Consider the following 22,675-nt stretch of genomic DNA (forward strand, 5'->3'; position numbering starts at 1 on the left):
CCGGTGTGCCGATGTCCGCGCCACCGGCATCAGGTCGGACGCCCCGCGCGGCCGGAATTCATCGCTCGCCGGCCACCTCGTCCGACCGTGAGGTCGCGGGCACCCGGCCCGTCAGCCATATCGCGGTCGCGACGATTCCCGCTACGAAAACGAGTTCGGCGGTGTTGGTCAGCAACATCGGCGGCATCGCGGCGGAAACCACCGTCATCGTCACGGTCGTCACCGTCCACAACCGATAGCCACAGACCCGCCACACTGCGACCGCGGCCACCAGCACCACCACGACAGTGACCACCGGCGGTAACAAGCCCGCGAGGGACGAATGCGCGGTCGTATAGCGGAGCGTCCCGGACCATTCGGCCGGTCGCAGGGTCAGCCGGACGAGTTCACCGAACACTCCCAGCGCGATCACGCCCAGTGTCACGCCGTAGACCACGGCCCGCGGACCCGGCCGGCGCACCCAGACAACACCCGCCCGGCCGGCCACGGCCCACGCCCACGGCATCAACAGGGGTGTGAGCACGATATGCGCCCAGAACCGGAAGGCCGACAAAGTCTCCAGGGTGGCGCCTACGCCGATCCAGCGACCGGCCGCCAGCACCGCGTTGTCGTAGACCAGGGCCACGCACACCACGGCCGGCACGACCAGGATCCGGTCACCGGTCCGTCGGTACCGCAGCGCACACCACACGACCAGCGCCAGCTCCGCGGCGGCGAGCACTGCGAAAAGTATCGAAGCCGGCACCCCGCGCCCCTTTCCGGCCCACTGATTCGCCGGCCGCGGCCCACCCTACTGCGACCGATCCGGTTCCGGACCTCCGGTGGCAGACACAGGCAGCAGGCGCGGGCGCGGGTGCGAGGTTGCGCTATGCCGGACGTGACTGCGGGCCGATATCGACGGCGGCGCCGACGAACTCGCGCGGCCGTCCCGCCACACTCCCGAGGATCTTCTCGAAGCGGTATCGCCCCCCGATCTCGCTCACCTCGGCGTAGCCCGCCGCCGGGTAGAGCCCGCGCGCTTCGGGCTGCCGGTCGCCGACCGTGGCGAACGCGCGCCGGTAGCCCAGCCGGACCATTCCCGCTTCCAATTCCGCGAGCACCTGGGTCGCCAGGCCGCGACGGCGATGTTCGCGGGCCGTCCACAGTCTTTTCAGCTCGGCCGTGCCGGCGTCGACACGGCGAAACGCGCCGCCCGCCACCAGCTCTCCGTGTTCCATCAGCACCACCAGAGCACCGTGCGGGGCCAGGAAATCGGTGGCCGGCCGGTCGCGCATCCGCCGGTGTATCGCACCGGCGGTGCCGCCGTATCTGATGCTGTATTCGATCGCGAGTTCCGCGAGCAGCGCCGCCGCCAGCGGATGATCGGGCCGCATATGGTGGATATGCGGTTCTCGCGCACGCCGATCGATAGCCGAAAGTGTTCTCACGCGCCGTACCTCCATCACCCCTGGCCGCTGCGCCACACCACCACGGCCACTCCGGATGGTCGTCCGAGCTTATCCGACCGGACCTGCGGAAACACCGGTTCGAGTCGAGTGTCACGAAACTCTGGACACCGTTACGTCGCGTTTACACCACCGCCGGTTCACCCGGTGGCAACCGGAGCGCGCCGGGGAAGCCCCGAACCGGCCGCCGGACAGTCGTTCCCGGCGGCCGGCCCGGACTCCGGCTACAGAACCGCGGGTACCGGCGGGCGGGAACCGCCGACCAGGACGGAACGGCACCCGGCGGCCAGCAGCAGTGCGGCTGCCACGAGCACACCGCTGCTCACCGCCGGACCGAGCGACCCGAGGCCGGAACCCAGGGCTACGCCCGCGACGACGGGTCCCACCACGGCGCCGATATTGAGCGCCGCCGTCGCATAGGACCCACCCATGGCCGGCGCGCCCGCGGACTCGTACAGCACCCGGGTGATCAAGGTACTGCCCACGGCGAACGACAGCGCGCCCTGAACGAACACGAGGACGAGCAGGATCACCGGCCGGCCGGCGGCCGCCGCCGTCGCGAACCAGCCCGCGCACAACAGCGGTCCGGCCACTGCGACGACGCCCCCGGGGCGCGTATCGGACAGCCGCCCGGCAACCGTCACGCCGGCGAAAGACCCGGCGCCGAAGAGCACCAACACCACCGGCACCCACAACTCACCCAATCCGGCCCTACCGGTCACCAGCGGTGCGAGAAAGGTGAAGGCGCCGAAGGTGGCGGCGTTCACCAGCGCAGCGAGCAGCATGACGGCGATCAGCCGCGGCCGCGCGAGGAGAGCGAGTTCGGCGGCGAGATCCGGACCCGGAGTACCCGGATCATGCCGCCGCGCCGGGAAACCGGCGAGCACACCGACCGCGGCGGGCAGGCAGACCAGCGCGACCGCCCAGAAGGTGACGCGCCAGCCGAAAACCGCCCCGAGCAGCGCACCGCCCGGTACGCCGGCGATGGTGGCGATCGTGGTGCCGGAGAGCAGCACCGCCAGTGCGCGGCCGCGCTGCCCGGCCGGTACGAGCGAGGTCGCGGCGGACAGGGCGACGGCGAGGAACCCGGCGTTCGCGAGCGCGGCCACCACCCGGGTGGCGACCAGGACAGCGAAGCTGCCGGTAACGGCGCCGGCGATATGCGCGGCCAGGAATACGGCGAGGAACCCCAGCAGGCTCGCCCGCACCGGCCGATTCCGGGCGAGCGCGGCCATCACGGGTGCGCCGACCACCATCCCGATGGCGAAGGCGGAGGTCAGCAGGCCGGTACTCGCGATTTCCACGCCGAGCTCGGCGGCGATATCGGGGACCAGCCCGGCCAGCATGAATTCCGAGGTGCCCATGGCGAAAACGGCCAGGGCCAAGAGATAGAGCGCAGGGGGCATCGAACAACTCCGAGGTGGGAGAGACAGGACAGAACGTCTCGCCACCCCGGTCAGCGACCCGGAGGGTTTCGGTGGGCGATGCCGTCAGGACGGCACCGCGGGAGAATGCGGGTTCAGGGGCTGACGGGGGTGACCGGCAGCCCCACTCTGGATGCCTCTGGGCTCGACATGCCGGGCACGCTACCGCATGCGCCGGGTGTCCCGCATATCGTTTTCGCCCGTGCCGCCCGCCGGGTCAGCCGAGAGCGTCGGGCCGGACGCGGACGGTCACCCGGCCCTTCTCGTCGCGACGCGCCGTCGCGTGCCCACGCACCTGTTCGTCGCGGAAATGCAGCAGGATCGGGCTGCCCTCGCCGAGGAAGTTGCGCCACCACGATTTCTTATCGGGCATGGCGACCCCGATGACGTACTCATCACCCTTCTTCATGTAGTTGACCGGCGTACGGAAGACCTGACCCGAGCGCCGGCCCACGTACTCGATCTCCACGAATCCCTTACCCAGCAGTGGTCCGAGAACCGGCACGCCCATGAGGGCGACCATCCCGGTGTTGAAACCCTGGACCGCGCGGCCCACCAGTGTCGATGCCACGGAAATCCTCCTGGTCGAATGCGACGATGCGCACAACAGGTCCGACCCTACTGGTTTTCGGGCGGCGCCGCGGCCGGCCGGCGGCGCGGACCGGCGGCCTGGTGCACGCGTTATCGCTCCGGTTTGCGCGGCGTGTGCTGGGCTGTCACCATCACCTGCCGTATGGCGCCGGACCCCCGGCCGCAACCGCCGGGCGGGAACCGGCCGGCGGTGAACACAGCAGCGTTCGATACGGAGTTGAGTGGATGCTCAAGGGTTTCAAAGACTTTCTGATGCGCGGCAACGTCGTCGACCTCGCCGTCGCCGTGGTGATGGGTACCGCGTTCACCGCGATCGTCAGCTCGGTGACCAAGGGTGTGCTGGAACCGTTGCTGGCCGTTCTGGGCGGCAGTGGCCAGCTCGGGTTCGGTGTGACCCTGATCGCCGGTAAACCCGCGACGTTCATCGCGCTGGGGCCGATCATCAGTGCCGTGATCAATTTCGTGATGGTCGCGGCGGTACTGTACTTCGCGCTCATCCTGCCGATGAAAACCGTGCAGAAGCGGTATCTGGCGCGTAAGGGCGCCGGGACGGAGAAGCCGGTACCGACCGATATCGAACTGCTGATCGAGATCCGCGACCTGCTGGCCGAGCGCGCGGTCGGGGACCGCAACGGCGCCCGCGACAACGGTTCGGCACAGAAGGACTCCGAGCGGGTGTCCTCGCCCTCGGCCTAGGAGGACCGGGGTCGTGAGTTCGGATCACGTGTCGTAAAACCCTGTCCCCCGCTGGATACCGCACGTATTTTCCGCGGGTGACCTCGACCCCGCACCCCGCGGCACTCACCGTGCGCGGGGTTCGCCGCAGTTTCACCGCGGCCACGGTACTGCGCGATATCGATCTCGATATCGCGCCCGGGGAGATCGTCGCGCTCCTCGGCGCCTCGGGCTCCGGGAAATCGACGCTGCTGCGGCTGCTCGCCGGCCTCGATCTGCCCTCGGCCGGGTCGGTGACCATCGACGACCGGCCGGTGACCGGGGTGGATCCGCGGTGCGCGGTGGTGTTCCAGGAACCGCGGCTGCTGCCGTGGCGCGATCTCGCCGGCAATGTGGCGCTGGGGTTGCCCGCCGGTACGGGGCGTTCTGCCGGGGCGCGCGCGGTACGTGAACTGCTCGACGTCGTCGGACTCACCGGATATGCCGGCTACCGGCCCCGCCGGGTCTCGGGCGGGATGGCGCAGCGCGCGGCGCTGGCCCGGGCGCTCGTACGCCGGCCCGGGGTGCTGCTGCTCGACGAACCCTTCGCGGCGCTCGATGCCCTCAACCGGCTGAAGATGCAGAACCTGCTGATCGAGGTCCATCGCGAAATGGCCACCACGGTCGTGCTGGTCACCCACGATATCGACGAAGCGCTGATGCTCGCCGACCGAATCGTTCTCCTCGAATCCGGGCCCGCGGCCGGCTCCGCGATCGGGGCGGTGTACGAGGTGCCCGGATCCCGGCCACGGGACCGTACCGGCCCGGCGCTCGGCACGCTGCGTGCCACCCTGCTCGACCGGCTCGGCGTCCCCGAGCCCGGCGCGGCCACCGCCGCCGCCGATCGTCTCGTGAAGGAGACCGTCCGATGAGATTGCGCCCGTTGCGTTCACGGCCCGGTGGGCCGGCTTCCAGGAGATTCGGGACGGCTCTGCCGGCGGTCCTCGCCACTGTCGCCACCCTGACCTCGGGCTGTGTCCAGGGTGAGGGTGCCGGCGATGCGGCCGGGGCGGATATCCGGCTGGACTACGCCTACTACAACCCGCTCAGCCTGGTGGTCCGCGATCGGAAACTCCTGGAGAACGCCGGCCACAGCGTGACCTGGATCCTGTCCGCGGGCAGTAACAAGGCGAACGAGAATCTGCGCGCCGAGGCCATCGATATCGGGTCGACCGCCGGCTCGGCGGCGCTGATGGCGCGCGCCAACAACACCCCGATCAAGGTCGTCTCGCTGTACAGCAAACCGGAGTGGGCGGCGCTGGTCGTTCCGCAGGATTCGCCGGTCGGGTCGGTAGCGCAGTTACGGGGACAGAAGATCGCCGCCACCAAGGGCACCGATCCCTATTTCTTCCTGCTGCAGGCCCTCGGCACCGCCGGACTCACCGGCAAGGACGTCGATATCGTCAATATCCAGCACTCGGACGGGAAAACCGCGCTGGAACGCGGGTCGGTGGCGGCGTGGGCGGGGCTCGACCCGTACATGGCGCAGAGCCGGCAAGAGGGGAAATCACGCCTGCTCTACCGCAATCCCGAGTTCAACACCTACGGCACACTCAACGCCCGCGAGGATTTCCTCGCCGAACACCCCGACCGGGCACAGGCCGTGGTCGATGCCTATGAGCAGGCCCGGGTCTGGGCGCTCGCGCATCCGGCGGAACTGGCCGCGCTGCTGGCCCGGGAGGCGGGCATCACCCCGGAGATCGCCGCCGAACAAGTGGAACGCACTGTGCTCGACAACGAGCCGGTGCCGGGCCCGGAACTGCACGCGGTCCTCGCCCGGGTGGTGCCGATCATCGTCGCCGACGGCAGCGTGCGGTCGGCGCAGGACGCCACCGCGGCACTGGAATCGCTGTTCGAACCACAGTTCGCCACCAAGGCGACCGTGTGAGCGCGACACAGCCGAACACGAACCCGGCGCAAGCCACCACCCCGGCTCCGGTCGAAAAAACCCCCGCCCCGAATCAAGACGCCAGGGCCACAGCTCGATACGCGACGGCCACGGACCGAGACGTCGCCGCCCGCAGCCGGAGTGCGGCGGATCCTGTCCTGGACATCGTGGCTTCGGACCCGGACCGATCGGCCCCGCCCCGGCCCGGCGCCGATCGGGTTCGGGACGTGCCCGGCGGCACAACGGCTGCCCCGGCGATCGGGGGGACATGGCGGCGGATCGGGCTCGGCCTCATCGTCCCGCTCGCACTGCTCGGGTTGTGGCAAGCAGTGACGGCCGCGGGCCTGTACTCCCCGTCCCAGCTTCCGCCACCGGCGGAGGTCGTTTCGGCGGCCGGGGACCTGTTCGCCGACGGTGCGCTGTGGAACCACCTGGCCATCAGCGTGCAGCGGGAAGTAATCGGCTACCTCGTCGGCGCCGCCGCGGCACTGGCGCTCGGGGCACTGATCGGCCTGTCCGATCTCGCCCGCCGCCTGCTCGCACCGACCGTGGAAGTGCTGCGCACGGTACCGTCGCTGGCCTGGGTGCCGCTGCTGTTGTTGTGGCTCGGGATCGGGGAGCAGCCGAAAATCGTGCTGGTCGCGATCGGCGCGTTCTTCCCGATCTACACCACCACCGCGTCGGCACTGGCCCAGGTGGATCCGCACCTGCTCGAGGTGGGCCGCGCCTACGGCCTGCGCGGGACCGCTCTGCTGACCCGGATCATGCTGCCCGCCGCCGCCCCGTCCGTTCTCAACGGTTTACGGCTGGGGCTGGTCAACGGCTGGCTGTTCCTGGTGGCGGCCGAACTCATCGCGTCCTCGAAAGGTCTCGGCTTCCTGCTCATCGACAGCCAGAACACCGGGCGCACCGACATCATGCTGCTGGCCATCGTGCTGCTCGCCGGGCTCGGGAAGCTCAGCGATATCGCTTTCGGCGCGGTGGAACGCGCGGTCGTAGCCCGACGGTGAGCACCGCACCGCCGGGAGCCGCGACAAGCACAGGCAACGCGCGACCGGCCCTCAGCCCGCCGGCGTGAGGATTTTCAGGACCTCGTCGGAGTAGTAGAACGGTTCCAGGCGTTCCCGGATCAGCCGCTCGAGCACACCGTCGCGTTTGGCGGCCTCGACTACGGCCGGGCCGTAGCGCAGGATCTCGGTGACGATATCCGCGCCGGTCAGGCCCAGTTCACCGAGCACGTCGGCCAGGGTGTGGTCGCGATACTTCTCGTGGAACACCTGCACGCATTCGTCGACCAGCAGGCCGAAGTACTCCTTCTCCCGGGTGGTCACCGCGATCCGGTAGCAGAGCCGGACCAGTTCGTTGAGGTCCTGTTTGGTGAGGTATTCGCGCAGGCCGCTGATCGGTTCGTCGGCGTGCAGATCCCAGAATTCCATGGTGGCGTCGTGGACGGGGGCATCGCGCAACATCTCGCGGATGGCGTTGTTGGTGCGTTTGAGCGCGTACATGGCGCCCTTCCCCGCGATATCGCCCAGGATGGAGTTGCTCTCGGCGACCTTGCGCGCCCGGTCGGCGGCGGATTGGCCGATCGACATGAGCGTCCCCATCCCGGGGATCTTCTCCGCGCGCTGCCGGTTGGCCTCCACGAAATCGCCGACCAGTTTGTCCACGAACTTGGAGGCGACCGTGGCCACGAGCGGGCTGTCGGTGAGCCGTTCCAGGACTCGCTCCTGGGTCTGGTGCATCGCGACGATCTTCTGCAGCAGCGCCTCGACCGGTTCGCGTTCGACCAGCTCACCCAGCGTGTGGTCCTCGTTGGCGGCGATACTGTCGTAGATCGCGTCGGCGAACACCCCGGTCATCTCGGCGAGCACGGCGCTCCCGCCGACCTTGTCGACCACGGTGGCCACGGTGGTTTCGAGCTGCTCCACCTCCACCACCTCGCCGGCGGGCACAGTGGCCGCCACATCGAGTACGGCCGCCACATCGCGGGCGACGGCTTCGGCGAACCGGTCCCCGCTCACCTCATCGAGCAGCCACCGCACCTGGGCGTCGAGGAGCCGGTCGGCAAGAACGCGGGCGGTCACGTCGGCAGTCTCGGTCACGAGTTCTCCTCTGGAGCGGGGTCGTGCGGTCCGCGGAGGCCGGAGCGTCGGCGGAGGTATCGCCTCACGAATTCTCCTTTTCCACGGGTACCGGCCCGCTGCGGACCGAGATCATCGATCGATCACCGGCCGCACGGGCGATCGGGCGTGACGACCCTATACCGGACCGGGGCACCGGCGACATACTTGTCTGAGACGGATCGGTACCGTGCGGGCGTGGACGCCCAGGCCCTCGGGATCGCCGGCGACACAACCTGCCCGACCTGCTGATACACCCGAATCACACGATGCCGCGATAGCGCCGCGGCTGTTCCGTGGGCAGTATCACACCGGAGCGGTGGCGGCCACGCCGCGGTCGGCGGCAGTGAACGGACCCGCGGCGATCGCCGCCGGAAACTTCGGGGCAAGCTCGATCGGCCGGACCGTCGCCGAGTCACGGCCTAACGGTTGTCTCCGTCGTGCAGTGAGGTCCGGATCTGTTCCAGGCGTTCCCGCGCCGCTTGTTCGCGCGCCTCCCACTGTTCCTCGACGCCGCGCCCGGCCGGGGTCTGCCGATCGAGTTCGCGGGTACCGAACGCGGTCCCGATCCGGCGCTCGACCTTCTCGCGCATGGACTCGAAGGTCGGCATACCGCCGCCGGTGTAACCGGAAGCCGAGCCACCGGCTCCGGCGCCGACACCACCGGAGTGTGACGATCCGACCCCGCCGGCGGGTTGTAGACCCGAGGGCACAGTGCCGGCGGACCCCGGTACGGCCTGGCCGGTCTCCGACAGCAGCCTGGTCGCGACGTCGTACAAGGGGCCCAGTTTCTCCCGGCCCGCCGTGGCGACGACCAGCACGGCCAGGAGCTGTTCGTCGGGCAGGGCCGCCAACCGCGCGGCGAGCGCGCCCGGATCGCCTGCGTTCGGTTCACTCATGCGACCAGCCTACGACTTCCGGCCCGCCCGTTCGGACGGACCGGAACTCTGTTGCCCGTGGCCGTAGCCCAGCGCACGCCGGAGCGAATACGCCGAGTGCGCTCAGGAGCGGATCACGGCGCCCACCGCCTCCGCGGCGGCCGCCACCGCGGCATCGCGCGCCGCACTGGCCTCGTCTTCGGTGAGGGTGCGGTCGGCGGCACGGAAACGCAGCGCGTAGGTGAACGATTTGCGACCCTCCCCCGCCTGCGCACCCTCGTAGACGTCGAACAGCGCGAGATCCTCGAGCAGTTCGCCGCCACCGGACCGCAGCGCCGTTTCCACCGCGGCCGCCGGAACTTCGGCCGGCACACTCACCGAAACATCCTGCAGCACCGCCGGGAACGGGGAAATGGCCGGCGCCGGCCGGGATTCGGTCAGCGGGAGCGCGTCCAGGTCGAGTTCCAGCGCGCAGGTGCGCGGCGGCAGCCCGGACCGTTCCAGCACCCCGGGGTGCAGTTCGCCCGCATAGCCGACGACCGTATCGCCGACCACCAGTTCCGCGCAGCGGCCGGGATGCCAGGGCAGGTACTTCGCGGGCCGGCGTTCGAGCCGGACCCCGGCGGCTTCGGCGATCACCTCCGCGAGCGCGAAGGCGTCGGCGGCCTCGGCCGCCCGGCCCGGGCCCCACGGGCCGCGCGGTTCGCGGCGCCCGGTCAGCACCAGGGCCACATGCTGTGGCTGTGCGGGCAGCGAATCGAGCAGTTCGCCGATCTCGGAATCACTCGGGCGGCGGTCCACCGGCAGCGGCGCCACCGGCTTGGTCGCCGGCCCGGGCAGTACCACCTGGGCGATCCCGTACAGCGCGAGGTCACGGGCGCCGCGCGAGATATTGCGGGCCGCGACCTCGAGCAGCCCCGGCAGCAGGGTGGTGGCGAGTTCGGCGCGTTCGACATCCAGCGGGTTGAGCACCCGGGTGGTCGTGCGGCGCGGATCGTCGGCTTCCAGGCCCCAGGTGTCGAAGACCCCCGCGGGCAGGAACACCGGCGGCGGCACCTCGACACACCCGGCGAACGCCAGCGCCCGGCTCACGGCGCGGCGGCGGCGCTGCACCGCGGTCAGGCCGCGGCCGGCCGGCGCCTGCGGCAGTACCAGCGGGATCTGTTCCAGCCCCTCGAGCCGCAGAACTTCTTCCACCAGATCGGCGGGCTGCGCGAGATCGGGCCGCCAGGTCGGCGGGGTCACCACCAGCTGGCCGTGCCCGCTGGTCTCGTCGACATCGACCTCCACCTGGCAGCCGATCTGGGTGAGCCGGCGCGCGGAGGTCCCGGGCGCGTAGTGGACACCGGCCACCCGATCGGGCAGATCGATGTCCATCCGGATGGGGGCCACCGGATCGAGTGCGACGCGGATATCGGTGAGCGTGGGCTCGACCGTGCCGCCGGCGATATCGGCGAGCAGGGTCGCGGCGCGATCCAGTGCGGCCAGGTTGACCTCCGGGTCCACCACCCGTTCGTAGCGTTTGCTCGCCTCCGACACCAGTTTGTGCCGGCGCGCGGTGCGGTAGATGAGCAGCGGATCCCAGGTGGCGGCCTCCAGCACCACATCGGTGGTTCCGGCGCCCACCTCGGTGGACGCGCCGCCCATCACCCCGGCCAGCGAGACCACTCCGGTGTTGTCGGCGATCACCACGTCCTCGGCGTCGAGTTCGCGTTCGGTGTCGTCGAGCGTGCGCAGCGTTTCCCCCGCATGCGCCCGCCGCACCACCAGCCCGCCGCTGAGCTTCGCGGCGTCGAACGCGTGCAGCGGCTGGCCCAGTTCGAGCATCACGTAGTTGGTCACATCGACCGCGGGCGAGATCGGCCGCACCCCCGACAGCAGCAGCCGCCGCTGCAGCCACCACGGGCTCACCGCGTCCGGGTCGATCCCGGTCACCCGGCGGACCCCGAACCGGGTGCAGCGCGATTCCGCGTCCACCCGCACCGGCCACGCCTCCGGGCCCTCCGGCAGCGTGCGGACGGCGGGGTCGGCGTATTCGAGGTCGAATCCGCAGGCGAGTTCGCGGGCCAGCCCGCGCACCGAGAAGCAGTACCCGCGGTCGGGGGTGATGTTCAGTTCGATGACGGTATCGCCGAGGCCGAGCAGTTCGTTGGCGTCGGTACCGGGTTCGGCGGTGCCGGGTTCCAGCACGAGGATCCCGGAATGGTCCTTGCCGATCCCGAGTTCGGCGACCGAGCAGATCATGCCGTTGGAGATATGGCCGTAGGTCTTACGCGACGAGATGGCGAAACCACCCGGCAGCACACCGCCGGGCAGCACCACGACCACCAGATCCCCGACCGCGAAGTTGGTCGCGCCGCAGACGATCTCCTGGAGTTCCTCCGCCCCGATATCGACCTTGCAGAAGCGGATGGGTTTCTTGAACTCGGTGAGTTCGGTGATCTCGGCCACCCGCCCGACCACCAGCGGGCGCTCGATCTCACCCGACACACGTTCGAGCCGGTCGACCTCCTCGACCTCGAGCCCGACCCGGACGAAACCGGCGTCGAGTTCTTCCGGGGTGACCTCCCAGTCCGGGACGGTGCGGCGGATCGTTTCGGTCAGCCAGGACTGCGCTACTCGCACTGTGGGTGTTCGCTCTCTCGCTCGGGAATCAGGACCGGATACCGAAGGGCAGGGTGAACCGCACATCACCCTCGACGATGTCGCGCATATCGGGGATGCCGTTGCGGAACTGCAGCGTGCGCTCCAGGCCCATCCCGAACGCGAAACCGCTGTACTCGTCGGGGTCGATACCGCTGGCGATCAGCACCTTGGGATTGACCATCCCGCAGCCGCCCCATTCGACCCAGCCGGCGCCGCCCTTCTTGTCCGGGAACCAGACGTCGACCTCCGCGGAGGGTTCGGTGAACGGGAAGTAGTTGGGCCGGATCCGGGTGGTGGTGTCGGGGCCGAACAGCGCCCGCGCGAAGGCGTCGAGCGTGCCGCGCAGATGCGCCATGGTCAGGCCCTTGTCGATGGCCAGGCCCTCGACCTGGGAGAACACCGGCGTATGGGTGGCGTCCAGTTCGTCGGTACGGAAGGTCCGGCCGGGGCACACCACGTAGATCGGCAGCTCGCGTTCGAGCATCGAACGCACCTGTACCGGCGAGGTGTGGGTGCGCAGCACCTGCCGCGATCCGGCCGGCGCGATATGGAAGGTGTCCTGCATGGTGCGTGCGGGATGATCCGGGAGGAAGTTCAGCGCATCGAAGTTGAAATGCTCGGTCTCCACTTCGGGGCCCTCGGCGACCTCCCAGCCCATCGCGACGAACACATCGGCGACCTGCTCGGAGATGACCGTGATCGGATGCCGGGCGCCGACCGGCCCCCGGTTCGCCGGGAGCGTGACATCGATCGCCTCGGCCACCAGCACCGCCGCGTCCCGTTCGGCGAGCAGCGTCTGCTGCCGTTCCTCGAACGCCCGCGAGACCCGTCCCCGCGCGACATTGACCCGTTTACCGGCGTCGGCCTTCTCCGTTTTCGGCAGGCTGCCCAGCGACCGCTGCGCCAGCGCGATCGGCGATTTACCACCCATATGCTCGGATTTGGCGGCGGCGAGGGCGTCCAGGTCGGCGGCGGCCGCGAAGGCTTTTTCGGCGGCCGCGGCCGCGGCGGCCAGGGCCTCCTCGGTGAGCGCGGATTCCTGCCCGCCGGTCGCTTCGCCTGCGTCGGTGTCGTCGGCCACGGTCTACTCGTCTCTCCCCTAGGCATCTGTGAGCGGACCCCGGTAGGCTCCGGCGCCCGTATTGCTGCTGGTGGAATCGTATTCGATGGCCCGTGCCCGGTTCACGCCGATATCCCCCGCCGCTCACTGCCGGAGTGCGGCGACACCTCGAACCGGTAAAGTCCCTCCCGATGACGAACGCCCCGACCCGCACCGAGACGCTCGCCGGACGCGCCCGCCAGCAGGCGATCTGGTTGTTACCGCTACTAGCGGTGGTTGTGACGTGGGTACTGATGTCCCGGCCCATCGAACCGTTCCGCGCGATCAGCGGCGAATACATCGACCTCGAGGTGTACCGGCTCGGGGTCGAACAGTGGCGTTCCGGCGGCGACCTCTACGGCCATCTGCCGGAAACGGCCGCCGATATCAGCCTGCCGTTCATCTACCCGCCGTTCGCGGCGCTGGCGCTCGGTGTCTACGCACTGCTGCCGTGGGCGACCGCGGTGATCGCCTACCTCGCGGTCTCGGTGGGCGCGCTGGCGCTCACCCTCTACCTGGTGGCCCGGCAGCTCTGGCCCCGCCAGGACCAGCGCAAACTCGCGCTCGTGGTCTGCGCGACCGCCACTCCGCCGGCACTGCTGCTGGAGCCCATCTGGTCGACACTGGACTTCGGCCAGGTCAACCTGATCCTGATGGGCCTGGTGGCCGCCGATTGCCTGACCCGCACGCCGCGCTGGCCGCGCGGGATGCTGCTGGGGATCGCCGCGGCGATCAAACTGACACCTGCCGCGTTCGTCCTGTTCTTCCTGATCCGCAAGGACTACAAGGCCGCCGTGACCGCCGCGGTGAGCGGGGCGGTGGCCACGGTCATCGGTTTCGCGGTGATGCCCGATGAATCGGTGCGGTACTGGTTCGGTGGTTTCGGCAACGTCGGCGGGCTGAGCGGGTCGGAATTCCAGACGAACCAGTCTGTGCAGGCCGTGCTGGCCCGGTTCGGGATCACCGGCACCCCGGCCACGGCCTTGTGGCTGCTGGCGGCGGCCGCGCTGGTCGCGCTGGCCGTGGTCGCCATCCGGCGGACCGGGACACCCCCGATGATCGCGCTGGCGGTCAACGCGGTGGTCGCGCTGCTCGTCTCGCCCATCTCGTGGTCGCATCACTGGGTGTGGGTGGCGCCGGCGCTGCTGGCGATGGCGGGATACGCCACCACCCTGCCGTGGCCCCGGGCCGCGGGCTGGTACGCCGCGGTCGCGGCCACCGCGGTGGTCTTCGTCCGCGCCGAACACAGCGACCTTCCCGGTAACGACGGCCGGGAACTGGACTGGTCGCCGTGGGAACAGGTGATCGGCAACGGATACGTCTGGTTCAGTGTGCTGCTGGTCGTGCTGTACGCGACCGCCGCCGGACGCCGGCCGCGCGGCACACCTGCGCCCGCCACCCCTGCCGATTCGGACGAAACCCTGGTCACGGTCCGCAAAGGCTGACCGGCGGCCGTCCCCGGTACCCGCACGCGCCGCCGATCGATGATCTACGCCCGTTGTCCGGTACGCATGCGACCGGGCAGCAGAGCCGCGGCCAGCGCTCCGGCCGCCACGATCGCCGCACCCACCCGGACCGCGGGCACCAGGCCGTCGACATAGCTCTGCGGGTCGGTGTACGCGCCGTAGGAGGCGAAGACCGAGGCCAGTACCGCGATCCCCATGGCCACGCCGACCTCGCGCACCGTGTTGTTGGTTCCCGAGGCCACCGAACGATCCGCTTCCGGTACGGCGGCCATCACCACGGTCGCCAACGGCGCGAAGGTCAGGCCCATACCGATACCGGCCAGCAGCAGCGGCGCGACGAAGGCGCTGTAGGCCAGGTCCACCGTGGTCACCGCCGCCATCCAGGCCAGCGCCGCGGCCAGCAGAACCTGCCCGGTGACGAGCAGGATCCGCGCGCCGACCCGGTCGATCACCAGGCCCGCGAGCGGGGCCACCACCATCGGCGCCATGGTCCACGGCATGGTGCGGATTCCGGATTCCAGCGGACTGTAGCCCTGTACCACCTGGAAGTACTGGGCGAGCAGGAAGATCGATCCGAACACCCCCACGGAGAACGCGAAGGCCACCACGTTCGCGACCCCGAACGCCCGCACCCCGAACAGCCGCGGCGCCAACATGGGGGCGGCCGCCCGGTGCTCCCAGCCGATCAGCGCGGCCAGCAGTGCCGCACCGCCGATCAGCGCGGCGAGCACAGCACCTGACGTCCAGCCGTCGTCGGCGCCGTGCACGATTCCCCAGACGATGGCGACCACGCCGCCCGAGGCCAGGATCAGGCCGAGCGGGTCCAGCCGGCCCGAGCCACCGCGGGCATCCCGCAGCGCCCAGGCGACCAGCGGCAGCACCAGGATCCCGATCGGCACGTTGACCCAGAAGATCCACTGCCAGCTCAAACCGTCCACGACCGCGCCGCCCAGCAGCGGCCCCAGTGCGACCCCCAGGCCGGCGATCCCGCCCCAGATCCCGATGGCCGCACTGCGCAGCCGTTCCGGCACCGCGTCGGAGAGCAGGGTGAGCGAGAGCGGCATCACCGCCGCGCCGCCGAGCCCCTGCACCACCCGGGCGGCGACGAGCGTCGCCGGATCGGTGGCCAGCGCGCAGGCGGCGGAGGCGAGGGTGAACAGCGCGATCCCGCCCAGGAAGATCCGGCGGCGGCCCAGCCGGTCGCCGAGCGCCGAGGCGGTGAGCAGGAGCGCGGCGAACGACAGCGTGTAGGCGTTCACGAACCATTGCAGATCGCTGAGCGAGGCACCCAGTTCGGTGCGGATCACCGGCAGCGCGTTCGTGACGACCAAGTTGTCCAGCGTGACCATGAACATCGGGATTCCGACCGCGGCGAGTACGGCGGCCAAAGGCCGGCGCCGGCCCGGTCCGGTGGCGACCACCGCGGCCGGATCGGATTTCGTGCGCGGGCTGAAAGTAAGCGTTTCAGTCATGACCCGTCCTAGTTGTAATTGACTGATAACTACAATTTCCACGGTATGCATCGACTGATAACCTGTCAACAGACCGAACGATTGCGAGGAGGACCATGCCGGAATCGAGCAGGACCAGGATGACCGCCGAAGAACGCGGCGCCCAGGTATTGGACGCGGCGGTCTCCGCCTTCGCCGAATCCGGCTACGCGGCCACCCGCACCGACGAGATCGCCCGGCGCGCGGGTGTCTCACAGCCCTATGTCATCCGCCTCTTCGGCTCCAAACAGCGCCTGTTCCTCGCCGCGGTGGGCCAGGTCTGCGACCGAATCGAGGCAGTATTCACCGAAGCCGCCACAGCCGCCGGCCCGGGCGCACCCCTCGACGCGCTCTCGGAGGCCTACAACCGGTTCCTCGCCGACCGCAACCTGCTCCAGGTCCTCCTGCACGCCTTCGCCGCGGCGGGCGACCCCGATATCGGCCCGGTGATCCGCGACCGCTACGGCCGCATCTATCGCCTCATCCGCGAACTCACCGGCGCCCCGATCGCGGAGGCCCGGCGTTTCCTCGCGACCGGCATGCTGCTGACTGTGCTGGCCGCACTCCGCGTGACCGGACCGGAAGCGATAGCCGCCGACTGGGCCGAAGACATGCTGGCCGATCTCTACCAGCACGGCATGTGAACCGACCCGGGAAGCGGTAGCGATACTCGCACGTCCGTGCCCGACCGATTCGATGGCGCGTATGCGGTCGCTGTCGAGTCCGCTGGACGCTGCGGCCGACACCGTACACGTTGCGCCCGGACGACGAGACCGGACGAGTCGTCGGTTCCGCATACCACCGGCAACCGGCCTGCCGTCGTTGTCGGCAGCTACGTCGCTGATCCCGTGCCGTGCCGAACCCGGGAATTCGCGTACAGGCAGATCGCCGCGGCCGCGGCGATATTGAGGCTTTCGGCCCGCCCGTGGATCGGGATCCGGACCCGGTGCCGCGCCCGCCGCGCCACCTCCGGATCGAGGCCGTGCGCCTCGTTGCCGAACAGCCAGGCCACCGGGCCGGTGAACAGTTCGCCGGCGTCCTCGAGGTCGAGCTCACCGTCGGCCGCGGTGGCCACGGTGGCGATCCCGGCCTCTTCGATCCGGTCCAGCACCGCGTATGTCTCACGATCACGCACGATCGGCACATGGAAGAGGCTGCCCGCGCACGATCGGACACATTTCCCGTTGTGCGGGTCGACACTGTCGCCGGCCAGCACCACCGCATCCGCACCGACCGCGTCGACCACCCGGATGAGTGTCCCGGCATTACCCGGATCCGCGATCCCGACCGGCACCGCCAATATCCGGGGGGTCGGCGACCCGGGTTCCGCCGGCAGGATACGGTCCAGCGGCACATCGACCAGATCGCAGACGGCCACCAGGCCCGGCGGCGTGACGGTCTCCCCCAGCGCCTGCGCGGCCCGGTCGGTGACGAGCGTCGTGCGCACACCATCCGCCGCGGCACCGGCTATCAGCGCATGCTCACGGGTGGCGCCTTCGGCGGAGTAGAAGAGTTCCCGGACCCGCCCGGTGTCGAGCGCCGCGCCCACCGAGTTGGCGCCTTCGGCCAGAAACCGCCCGGTCTTCTTGCGCGCCGCCCCCCGATGCAGTTTCGCGGCGGCGACCACGCGGGTATTGCGCCAGTCGATGGCTTCCTGTTGACCACGCACCCGTAGATCGTAGTTCCGGCCCGCACCCGCTCACCCGCAGCCGTGCCCCTGTGCAGACAGCAGCCCCTCCCATTGCCCCGGCCCGGCCCCTCGGCTGTCGCCACGCCGGGTGACCGGCACCGGGTCCCGGCGTTCAGCCGCCGAGGAACGTCGCGATCGCCGCGGCCATGGCCGCCGGGGCGTCGTCGTGGATCCAATGGCCGGCACCGGCGATCTCGGCCGAGCGGGCACCGGGTCTGCGGGCGACCATTTCCTCGGCGAGCCGGGCGGGAAGCAGGGCACTGTGTTCCCCGCGCAGTACCAGTGCCGGACAGTCCGAACCGAGCCAGTCGTCCCACCAGTCCCCGACACCGCTGAGCTGAACGGCCATCATGTCGTTCCAGTCGAAGAGGAACCCGCGCTGCCCATCCGGCATGGTGACCGCACTCTGCAGGAAGTAGCTCGCATCGGGTACGCCACGGGCGAGCAGCGCCTCCGCCAGCTCTGCGTCGGTCGGCGCGGTTTGCGGCCAACCGTGCACCGGTAGCACCGGGTGCTCGACCTCGGGACGCCGCATAACCGGACCGACATCCTCGATGACGAGGCCTGCCACGAGCTCTGGATGGCGGGCCGCGAGCTGGTAGGCGGTGATACCGCCGCGGGAATGGCCCAGGATCACCGCCGGCGCGAGATCGAGCCCGGTGAGCACGGCGGCGGTGTCGTCGACGAAATCTGCGCAGGTGTAGCTGTCCGGATGACCGCTGAACCCGTGCCCCCGCTGATCCGGTGCGATGATCCGGGCGACGCCGCTGAGTTCGCGCGCCAGGCCGGCGAAAATCGCGCCTCGGCCGAATGTCCCGTGTAACGCGAGAACCGGGGTGCCGCCACCACCGAAGTCCGTGTAGGAGATCCGCACACCGTTCGCCTGCAGGGACAGTTGTTCTCGCACAACACGGATGTTGTCATTCCGGCCCACCGGGATGCGAGCCATTTGCGCACCGGACCACATCCACCCGGACCGGGAGGCGTCGACCGACCACGTCCGCCGCTCACCGTTGCGACAGCCGACTCGGCCGGGCCGGTCGTCGGACAGCACGAGGGCCCCCTCCCGAAGGAGAGGACCCTCGTTACGGCCGGACCGGCTCCGGTCCGCGAAATCTACGGCTCAGGCGGCCGGGGCGTTGACATCCGCGGGCAGCGCGGCCTTGGCGACGGCGACCAAGCCGGCGAACGCTTCGGCATCCGAGACGGCCAGTTCGGCGAGGTTCTTGCGGTCGACCTCCACACCGGCGGCCTTCAGGCCCTGCACGAAGCGGTTGTAGGTGATGTCGTTGGCGCGGGCCGCGGCGTTGATACGCGCGATCCACAGCTTGCGGAAATCACCCTTGCGCGCCCGGCGGTCCCGGTAGGCGTAGGTGAGCGAGTGCAGCTGCTGTTCCTTGGCCTTGCGGTACAGGCGCGAGCGCTGCCCGCGGTAACCCTTCGAGGCCTCGAGGATGGAACGGCGCTTCTTCTGAGCGTTGACGGCCCTTTTGACGCGTGCCACTGGTCAGTCCTAATCGATCTTGGGGGTGCTGGTCGTACACTGCGCACCCGAGTGGGTCGGTTCATCGGCGTCCGGTCGCGGAGGCGGTACCGGACGGTATCTGTCCCCGAGAAGGGAATCAGATACCCAGCAGCTTCTTCACCCGGCGGACATCGGCCGGTGCGACGGCCTCGGTGCCTTCCAGACGACGAGTCCGGCGGGAGGACTTGTATTCGAACAGGTGCCGGCGGTTGGCCTGCTGACGGCGCAGCTTGCCCTTACCGGTCACCTTGAAACGCTTCGAAGCGCCGCTGTGGCTCTTCATCTTCGGCATGGCAACCTCAATCTGTGTCGTGCCCGCGCAGGGGCGGACCAGGTGTACTGATCAGCGTTATTGCAGGCTCGACGCAATAGCGCTGCGGCGTGCGCCGCGGTTGTGTGCGGCTCGACGCCGCAGTGTGCACGGCTACGCCGTTGTTACTGCGCGACCGGCCGTCCGGCATTCGGCGCCGCGCCGCCGGGCTGCGACCGGACCGAATCCTCGGCGGCCTTGGCCCGCGTCTTCGCACCCTTGTGCGGGGCGAGGACCATCGTCATGTTGCGGCCGTCCTGCTTGGCCGAGGTCTCGACGAAACCCAAATCCGCCACATCGGAGGCCAGCCGCTGCAGCAGCCGGAAACCGAGTTCGGGCCGGGACTGTTCGCGTCCCCGGAACATGATGGTGACCTTGACCTTCGACCCGGCTTCCAGGAACCGCACCACATTGCGCTTCTTGGTCTCGTAGTCGTGATCGTCGATCTTGGGCCGCAGCTTCTGTTCCTTGATCACGGTCTGGACCTGGTTCTTCCGGGACTCGCGCGCTTTCTGCGCGGTCTCGTACTTGAACTTGCCGTAGTCCATGATCTTGCAGACCGGCGGACGGGCGTCCGGTGCGACCTCTACGAGGTCGAGGTCTGCCTCCAGGGCGACGCGTAGTGCATCTTCAACACGCACGATCCCAACCTGTTCACCGCCGGGTCCGATGAGCCGGACCTCGGGAACACGAATGCGATCGTTGATGCGGGTCTCAGTGCTGATGGGGCCTCCTAGGTCTAGCGGTGTCATCCGACGACCGCTGAAATGAACCCCTTGTTCAACACGAAAGCCCCGGTGCGGTATTTCACCGCCACGGGGCCCGATGTCGACCGGCCACGCAGGTAACGACACCTACGCCACCACCTCGCCGTGCGAGATCGTGCACCCACCCAGCGGGTGGGGGACCGGACCGTTTGACCAAGCGATCACTCGCCGGCAACGGTGGGAGTCGGGCTCCACTTGTCTGCCCCGGACAGGCCCGGGGCGGTCGTCGCCGAAGAGTCTAACAGTTCCGGGCCGGATGAACGAATCGCGCTCCCGGGGCCGGCGCGGAAACCGGTTGCCCGCGCCGCGCCGGCCTGCCAGGCTCACCACCCGTGAGCAGCCGACGTGACCTGCTGCGCTGGCAATTCGACCTGATCTGGTCGCTGTCCCAGCTGCATTTCGAGGCCCTGACCGACGACGATACCCATTGGGCGCCCGCCGAGGTGGTCTGGACAGTCCACCGCGGCACCGACGGGCGGTGGCGACCGGATTTCGCCGAGACCGAGCCCGACCCGATCCCCGCCACCACCATCGCCTGGCTGACCTGGCATATCGGCTGGTGGTGGAGTTCGGCGATCGCCCACGCCGAGGGCCGCCCTATCCCCGAGCGCACCGAGATCTGCTGGCCGGGCGATACCGCCGCGGCGCGGACCTGGCTGAACGAACTGCGCGAGCACTGGCTCGGCATCCTCGACGGCTGCGACGACACGGAACTCGAATGTGCCACGTCCTACCCCTGGCCCGCCGATGCCGGGCTCACTGTCGCCCACTTGGCGGCCTGGGTCAATGTGGAACTGCTGAAGAACGCGACCGAGATCGGTCAGCTGCGGATCATGCGCGCGGCGCGATCCGCGGGGCCGGCCGGATCACCTGGCCGTTGAGGGGCGGCGAACCCAACTGTTGCGCGAAGGTGCCGCGTCCGGCCGGGCGGCTGCCTACAGTGCCGCTCGCCGGAATTCCGGCGGCGTGATCGCGGACACGCCTGCCGGTACCGGGTACGCCGCCGCGGCGCGTGAGAAGAGTCGCGGAGCACATCATCGCGGCCCGGGCGGGTCACCCGGCGCGGCGCGCCTAGGCTGATGCGCATGACCGAACAGCCCGATGGCGACGTGCGCGAACTGGCCGATATCCCCGCCGTGGAGGTGATCAGCCGGGCCGCGGTGATGCTGATGAGTTCGGCCGCGGAGAAGCTCGGGCTCAGCGACGCCGACCCGGAGAACAGCCCGCACCGCGACATGGACGAGGCGCGGCGGGTCATCACCGCACTCGCGGGCCTCATCACCGCGTCGGTGGAGTACCTCGGCCCGCACGCCGGACCGCTACGTGAGGGATTGCAGTCGTTGCAGAAGGCGTTCCGGGAAGGTTCCGCCGTCCCCGATGCTCCCGGCGCGGGCCCCGGCGAGAAGTACACCGGCCCGGTCTACTGACCGGGCACCCACACGCTCCCGGCACCGGCTCTCCGGCGCCTGGATGCGGGCAGTTGCTCAGCCGGCCGCCTTCCGTACGAGCTCGCCGATCCGCGATTCGTCCGCGGGGGTCAGCGCGGTCAGCGCGTAGGCGGTGGGCCAGATCGCGCCGTCGTCGAGCCGCGCGGCATCGTTGAAACCGAGCGTGGCGTACCGCGCCTTGAATTTCGCCGCGCTCTGGAAGAAGCAGACGACCTTGCCGTCCCGGGCGTACGCCGGCATGCCGTACCAGAGTTTCGGAGTGAGCCCGGGTGCGTTACCGGTGACGATGGCGTGGATCCGTTCGGCCATGGCCCGGTCCGCATCCGCCATCTCGGCGATCTTGGCCAGCACATCGCGTTCACCCTCGGCCTTCCCGGTTCGCCCGCCACGGCGGGCGGCGGTCTTCAAATCGTGGGCGTGTTCCTTCATGGCGGCGCGTTCCTCGGCCGTGAATCCCACCGAGGTCTTCGCGGCACTGCGGGTGGCGGTCTTCTGAGTGTTCACAATGGTTCCTTCGTTGCGGGTCGGATGAACGCGATACCGGGCGGGCTTCGGCCGCGGATCGCGGTGGCTTGGTGCGGGGTCCGGTGCGGCGTGCGTGCCGGTGCGCGGACGACGAGTGGTGTTCAGCGATCCTGGAGGAGGCCGAGCACGTTGCCGTCGGGGTCGGTGACCGTGGCGACCAAGCGACCCTCCCCTACTTCGCGCACGGGTTCGTGCACGGTGGCGCCGGCGGCAGTGACCTCGGCCAGCTTCGCCGCGATATCGGGCACCTGCCAGTAGGTCACCGGCGCGGTCATTCCCTGGGGCCCGCCGTCGGGTACCAGGCCGATGTGCTGGCCGCCGATATCGAAACCGATGTAGTAGGTGCCTTCGGTTTGTGGCGCGATCCCGAGCAGGGCGGTGTACACCTTGCCCGCTTTCGCGAGATCGGATACAGGGTGCAGAACGGTGGTGATTCCCGCGGTGGCCGCGCTGGTCATCGGTACTCCTGGTGTCGGGTTGCGGTGGTCGAGTGGCTCGGCTTCCGTTGTGGCGGAGGCCGTTCCGCCGGTGGTCGGTCCGCCGGCTTCGATGGGAACAACGTTATTTCCGGCCGGCGGCGCACACATCCGTGCCGACCACGGAACCCACCACTGAGTCCGCACGTACCGGGCCACGGATCGGTACG

Annotated in this window: 24 protein-coding genes; 8 read left to right on the forward strand and 16 right to left on the reverse strand. The window is 69.6% G+C overall.

Annotation, left to right across the window (positions count from 1 at the left end; all coding sequences use genetic code 11):
• Positions 1-58: 58 nt before the first annotated feature.
• The 4 genes from ACQEVO_RS19580 to ACQEVO_RS19595 all read right to left on the reverse strand — a co-directional run bounded on the left by ACQEVO_RS19580 (position 59) and on the right by ACQEVO_RS19595 (position 3,392).
• Positions 59-721 carry a hypothetical protein gene (locus tag ACQEVO_RS19580; RefSeq protein WP_432915265.1) on the reverse strand — a complete coding sequence of 221 codons (663 nt, stop codon included), beginning with the start codon at positions 719-721 and terminating at the stop codon, positions 59-61.
• A gap of 145 nt (positions 722-866) precedes the next feature.
• Entirely contained in the window at positions 867-1,373 is a 507-nt protein-coding gene (locus ACQEVO_RS19585; protein WP_432922832.1) for a GNAT family N-acetyltransferase, read from the reverse strand.
• A gap of 296 nt (positions 1,374-1,669) precedes the next feature.
• The gene (locus tag ACQEVO_RS19590; RefSeq protein ID WP_432915267.1) at positions 1,670-2,851 is read right to left on the reverse strand and encodes a Cmx/CmrA family chloramphenicol efflux MFS transporter; all 1,182 of its coding nucleotides are present in this window, start codon (positions 2,849-2,851) and stop codon (positions 1,670-1,672) included.
• A gap of 235 nt (positions 2,852-3,086) precedes the next feature.
• Positions 3,087-3,392: a nitroreductase/quinone reductase family protein gene (locus ACQEVO_RS19595; RefSeq protein WP_432922835.1), complete on the reverse strand. Its 306-nt coding sequence runs from the start codon at positions 3,390-3,392 to the stop codon at positions 3,087-3,089.
• A 293-nt stretch (positions 3,393-3,685) separates the two neighbouring features.
• Here ACQEVO_RS19595 and mscL point away from each other — a divergent pair, with 293 nt between their 5' ends.
• From mscL to ACQEVO_RS19615, 4 genes are all read left to right on the forward strand, one after another.
• Positions 3,686-4,156, forward strand: coding sequence for a large conductance mechanosensitive channel protein MscL (gene mscL / locus ACQEVO_RS19600; protein ID WP_432915269.1), 471 nt, complete (start codon positions 3,686-3,688; stop codon positions 4,154-4,156).
• Positions 4,157-4,233: 77 nt separating this feature from the next.
• Positions 4,234-5,046 (forward strand): ABC transporter ATP-binding protein, encoded by an 813-nt coding sequence (locus ACQEVO_RS19605; protein ID WP_432915271.1) that lies wholly within the window; start codon positions 4,234-4,236, stop codon positions 5,044-5,046.
• Entirely contained in the window at positions 5,043-6,062 is a 1,020-nt protein-coding gene (locus ACQEVO_RS19610; protein ID WP_432915273.1) for an aliphatic sulfonate ABC transporter substrate-binding protein, read from the forward strand. Before ACQEVO_RS19605 ends, ACQEVO_RS19610 begins: the two co-directional genes overlap by 4 nt.
• Positions 6,063-6,379: 317 nt before the next feature.
• Complete coding sequence (locus tag ACQEVO_RS19615) at positions 6,380-7,072, forward strand: ABC transporter permease (RefSeq protein ID WP_432922838.1); 693 nt, start codon at positions 6,380-6,382, stop codon at positions 7,070-7,072.
• A 51-nt stretch (positions 7,073-7,123) separates the two neighbouring features.
• Here the strand turns inward: ACQEVO_RS19615 and ACQEVO_RS19620 are convergent, their stop codons facing one another.
• The 4 genes from ACQEVO_RS19620 to pheS all read right to left on the reverse strand — a co-directional run bounded on the left by ACQEVO_RS19620 (position 7,124) and on the right by pheS (position 12,790).
• The gene (locus ACQEVO_RS19620; RefSeq protein ID WP_432915275.1) at positions 7,124-8,167 is read right to left on the reverse strand and encodes a hypothetical protein; all 1,044 of its coding nucleotides are present in this window, start codon (positions 8,165-8,167) and stop codon (positions 7,124-7,126) included.
• A 440-nt stretch (positions 8,168-8,607) separates the two neighbouring features.
• Complete coding sequence (locus tag ACQEVO_RS19625; protein WP_432915277.1) at positions 8,608-9,084, reverse strand: hypothetical protein; 477 nt, start codon at positions 9,082-9,084, stop codon at positions 8,608-8,610.
• A 102-nt stretch (positions 9,085-9,186) separates the two neighbouring features.
• Complete coding sequence (pheT, locus tag ACQEVO_RS19630; protein ID WP_432915279.1) at positions 9,187-11,688, reverse strand: phenylalanine--tRNA ligase subunit beta; 2,502 nt, start codon at positions 11,686-11,688, stop codon at positions 9,187-9,189.
• A 28-nt stretch (positions 11,689-11,716) separates the two neighbouring features.
• Positions 11,717-12,790, reverse strand: a complete 1,074-nt coding sequence (pheS, locus tag ACQEVO_RS19635; protein WP_432915281.1) for a phenylalanine--tRNA ligase subunit alpha — start codon at positions 12,788-12,790, stop codon at positions 11,717-11,719.
• 170 nt (positions 12,791-12,960) lie between these two features.
• Here pheS and ACQEVO_RS19640 point away from each other — a divergent pair, with 170 nt between their 5' ends.
• Positions 12,961-14,253, forward strand: a complete 1,293-nt coding sequence (locus tag ACQEVO_RS19640; RefSeq protein WP_432915283.1) for a glycosyltransferase family 87 protein — start codon at positions 12,961-12,963, stop codon at positions 14,251-14,253.
• Between the two features lie 44 nt (positions 14,254-14,297).
• On the opposite strand, the gene ACQEVO_RS19645 is transcribed toward ACQEVO_RS19640, so the two are convergent.
• Positions 14,298-15,746 carry a DHA2 family efflux MFS transporter permease subunit gene (locus ACQEVO_RS19645; RefSeq protein ID WP_432915284.1) on the reverse strand — a complete coding sequence of 483 codons (1,449 nt, stop codon included), beginning with the start codon at positions 15,744-15,746 and terminating at the stop codon, positions 14,298-14,300.
• Between the two features lie 119 nt (positions 15,747-15,865).
• Here ACQEVO_RS19645 and ACQEVO_RS19650 point away from each other — a divergent pair, with 119 nt between their 5' ends.
• Positions 15,866-16,408 carry a TetR/AcrR family transcriptional regulator gene (locus tag ACQEVO_RS19650; RefSeq protein ID WP_432915286.1) on the forward strand — a complete coding sequence of 181 codons (543 nt, stop codon included), beginning with the start codon at positions 15,866-15,868 and terminating at the stop codon, positions 16,406-16,408.
• A 188-nt stretch (positions 16,409-16,596) separates the two neighbouring features.
• Here the strand turns inward: ACQEVO_RS19650 and ACQEVO_RS19655 are convergent, their stop codons facing one another.
• The 5 genes from ACQEVO_RS19655 to infC all read right to left on the reverse strand — a co-directional run bounded on the left by ACQEVO_RS19655 (position 16,597) and on the right by infC (position 20,041).
• Complete coding sequence (locus ACQEVO_RS19655) at positions 16,597-17,433, reverse strand: TrmH family RNA methyltransferase (RefSeq protein WP_432915288.1); 837 nt, start codon at positions 17,431-17,433, stop codon at positions 16,597-16,599.
• Between the two features lie 133 nt (positions 17,434-17,566).
• A complete protein-coding gene (locus ACQEVO_RS19660) occupies positions 17,567-18,361 on the reverse strand; it encodes an alpha/beta fold hydrolase (protein WP_432915290.1) in 795 nt (264 codons plus the stop codon).
• Between the two features lie 216 nt (positions 18,362-18,577).
• The gene (gene rplT / locus ACQEVO_RS19665; RefSeq protein ID WP_033245214.1) at positions 18,578-18,958 is read right to left on the reverse strand and encodes a 50S ribosomal protein L20; all 381 of its coding nucleotides are present in this window, start codon (positions 18,956-18,958) and stop codon (positions 18,578-18,580) included.
• Between the two features lie 118 nt (positions 18,959-19,076).
• Entirely contained in the window at positions 19,077-19,271 is a 195-nt protein-coding gene (gene rpmI / locus ACQEVO_RS19670) for a 50S ribosomal protein L35 (protein WP_033245213.1), read from the reverse strand.
• A 143-nt stretch (positions 19,272-19,414) separates the two neighbouring features.
• Positions 19,415-20,041, reverse strand: coding sequence for a translation initiation factor IF-3 (infC, locus tag ACQEVO_RS19675; RefSeq protein ID WP_432915292.1), 627 nt, complete (start codon positions 20,039-20,041; stop codon positions 19,415-19,417).
• A 347-nt stretch (positions 20,042-20,388) separates the two neighbouring features.
• Here infC and ACQEVO_RS19680 point away from each other — a divergent pair, with 347 nt between their 5' ends.
• Together ACQEVO_RS19680 and ACQEVO_RS19685 are read left to right on the forward strand one after the other, a co-directional pair.
• Positions 20,389-20,937 carry a DinB family protein gene (locus tag ACQEVO_RS19680; RefSeq protein ID WP_432915294.1) on the forward strand — a complete coding sequence of 183 codons (549 nt, stop codon included), beginning with the start codon at positions 20,389-20,391 and terminating at the stop codon, positions 20,935-20,937.
• A gap of 204 nt (positions 20,938-21,141) precedes the next feature.
• Positions 21,142-21,483, forward strand: a complete 342-nt coding sequence (locus ACQEVO_RS19685) for a DUF1844 domain-containing protein (RefSeq protein WP_432915295.1) — start codon at positions 21,142-21,144, stop codon at positions 21,481-21,483.
• 57 nt (positions 21,484-21,540) lie between these two features.
• Here ACQEVO_RS19685 and ACQEVO_RS19690 read toward each other — a convergent pair whose 3' ends face one another.
• Together ACQEVO_RS19690 and ACQEVO_RS19695 are read right to left on the reverse strand one after the other, a co-directional pair.
• On the reverse strand, positions 21,541-22,008 hold the full coding sequence (locus ACQEVO_RS19690) for an iron chaperone (protein WP_432915297.1): 468 nt from the start codon (positions 22,006-22,008) through the stop codon (positions 21,541-21,543).
• A 122-nt stretch (positions 22,009-22,130) separates the two neighbouring features.
• A complete protein-coding gene (locus ACQEVO_RS19695; protein WP_432915299.1) occupies positions 22,131-22,487 on the reverse strand; it encodes a VOC family protein in 357 nt (118 codons plus the stop codon).
• Positions 22,488-22,675 lie beyond the last annotated feature (188 nt).

Source organism: Nocardia sp. CA-290969 (assembly GCF_050936135.1).
Classification (GTDB): Bacteria; Actinomycetota; Actinomycetes; order Mycobacteriales; family Mycobacteriaceae; genus Nocardia.

What these genes read in the sequence shown, in the direction of transcription:
- mscL (WP_432915269.1), top strand. Translation starts at nt 3,686, where the DNA reads ATGCTCAAGGGTTTCAAAGACTTTCTGATGCGCGGCAACGTCGTCGAC.
- infC (WP_432915292.1), bottom strand. Translation starts at nt 20,041, where the DNA reads ATGACACCGCTAGACCTAGGAGGCCCCATCAGCACTGAGACCCGCATC.
- ACQEVO_RS19685 (WP_432915295.1), top strand. Translation starts at nt 21,142, where the DNA reads ATGACCGAACAGCCCGATGGCGACGTGCGCGAACTGGCCGATATCCCC.
- ACQEVO_RS19695 (WP_432915299.1), bottom strand. Translation starts at nt 22,487, where the DNA reads ATGACCAGCGCGGCCACCGCGGGAATCACCACCGTTCTGCACCCTGTA.
- rpmI (WP_033245213.1), bottom strand. Translation starts at nt 19,271, where the DNA reads ATGCCGAAGATGAAGAGCCACAGCGGCGCTTCGAAGCGTTTCAAGGTG.
- ACQEVO_RS19595 (WP_432922835.1), bottom strand. Translation starts at nt 3,392, where the DNA reads ATGGTCGCCCTCATGGGCGTGCCGGTTCTCGGACCACTGCTGGGTAAG.
- ACQEVO_RS19645 (WP_432915284.1), bottom strand. Translation starts at nt 15,746, where the DNA reads ATGACTGAAACGCTTACTTTCAGCCCGCGCACGAAATCCGATCCGGCC.
- ACQEVO_RS19640 (WP_432915283.1), top strand. Translation starts at nt 12,961, where the DNA reads ATGACGAACGCCCCGACCCGCACCGAGACGCTCGCCGGACGCGCCCGC.
- ACQEVO_RS19590 (WP_432915267.1), bottom strand. Translation starts at nt 2,851, where the DNA reads ATGCCCCCTGCGCTCTATCTCTTGGCCCTGGCCGTTTTCGCCATGGGC.
- ACQEVO_RS19585 (WP_432922832.1), bottom strand. Translation starts at nt 1,373, where the DNA reads ATGCGGCCCGATCATCCGCTGGCGGCGGCGCTGCTCGCGGAACTCGCG.
- ACQEVO_RS19625 (WP_432915277.1), bottom strand. Translation starts at nt 9,084, where the DNA reads ATGAGTGAACCGAACGCAGGCGATCCGGGCGCGCTCGCCGCGCGGTTG.
- ACQEVO_RS19610 (WP_432915273.1), top strand. Translation starts at nt 5,043, where the DNA reads ATGAGATTGCGCCCGTTGCGTTCACGGCCCGGTGGGCCGGCTTCCAGG.
- ACQEVO_RS19650 (WP_432915286.1), top strand. Translation starts at nt 15,866, where the DNA reads ATGACCGCCGAAGAACGCGGCGCCCAGGTATTGGACGCGGCGGTCTCC.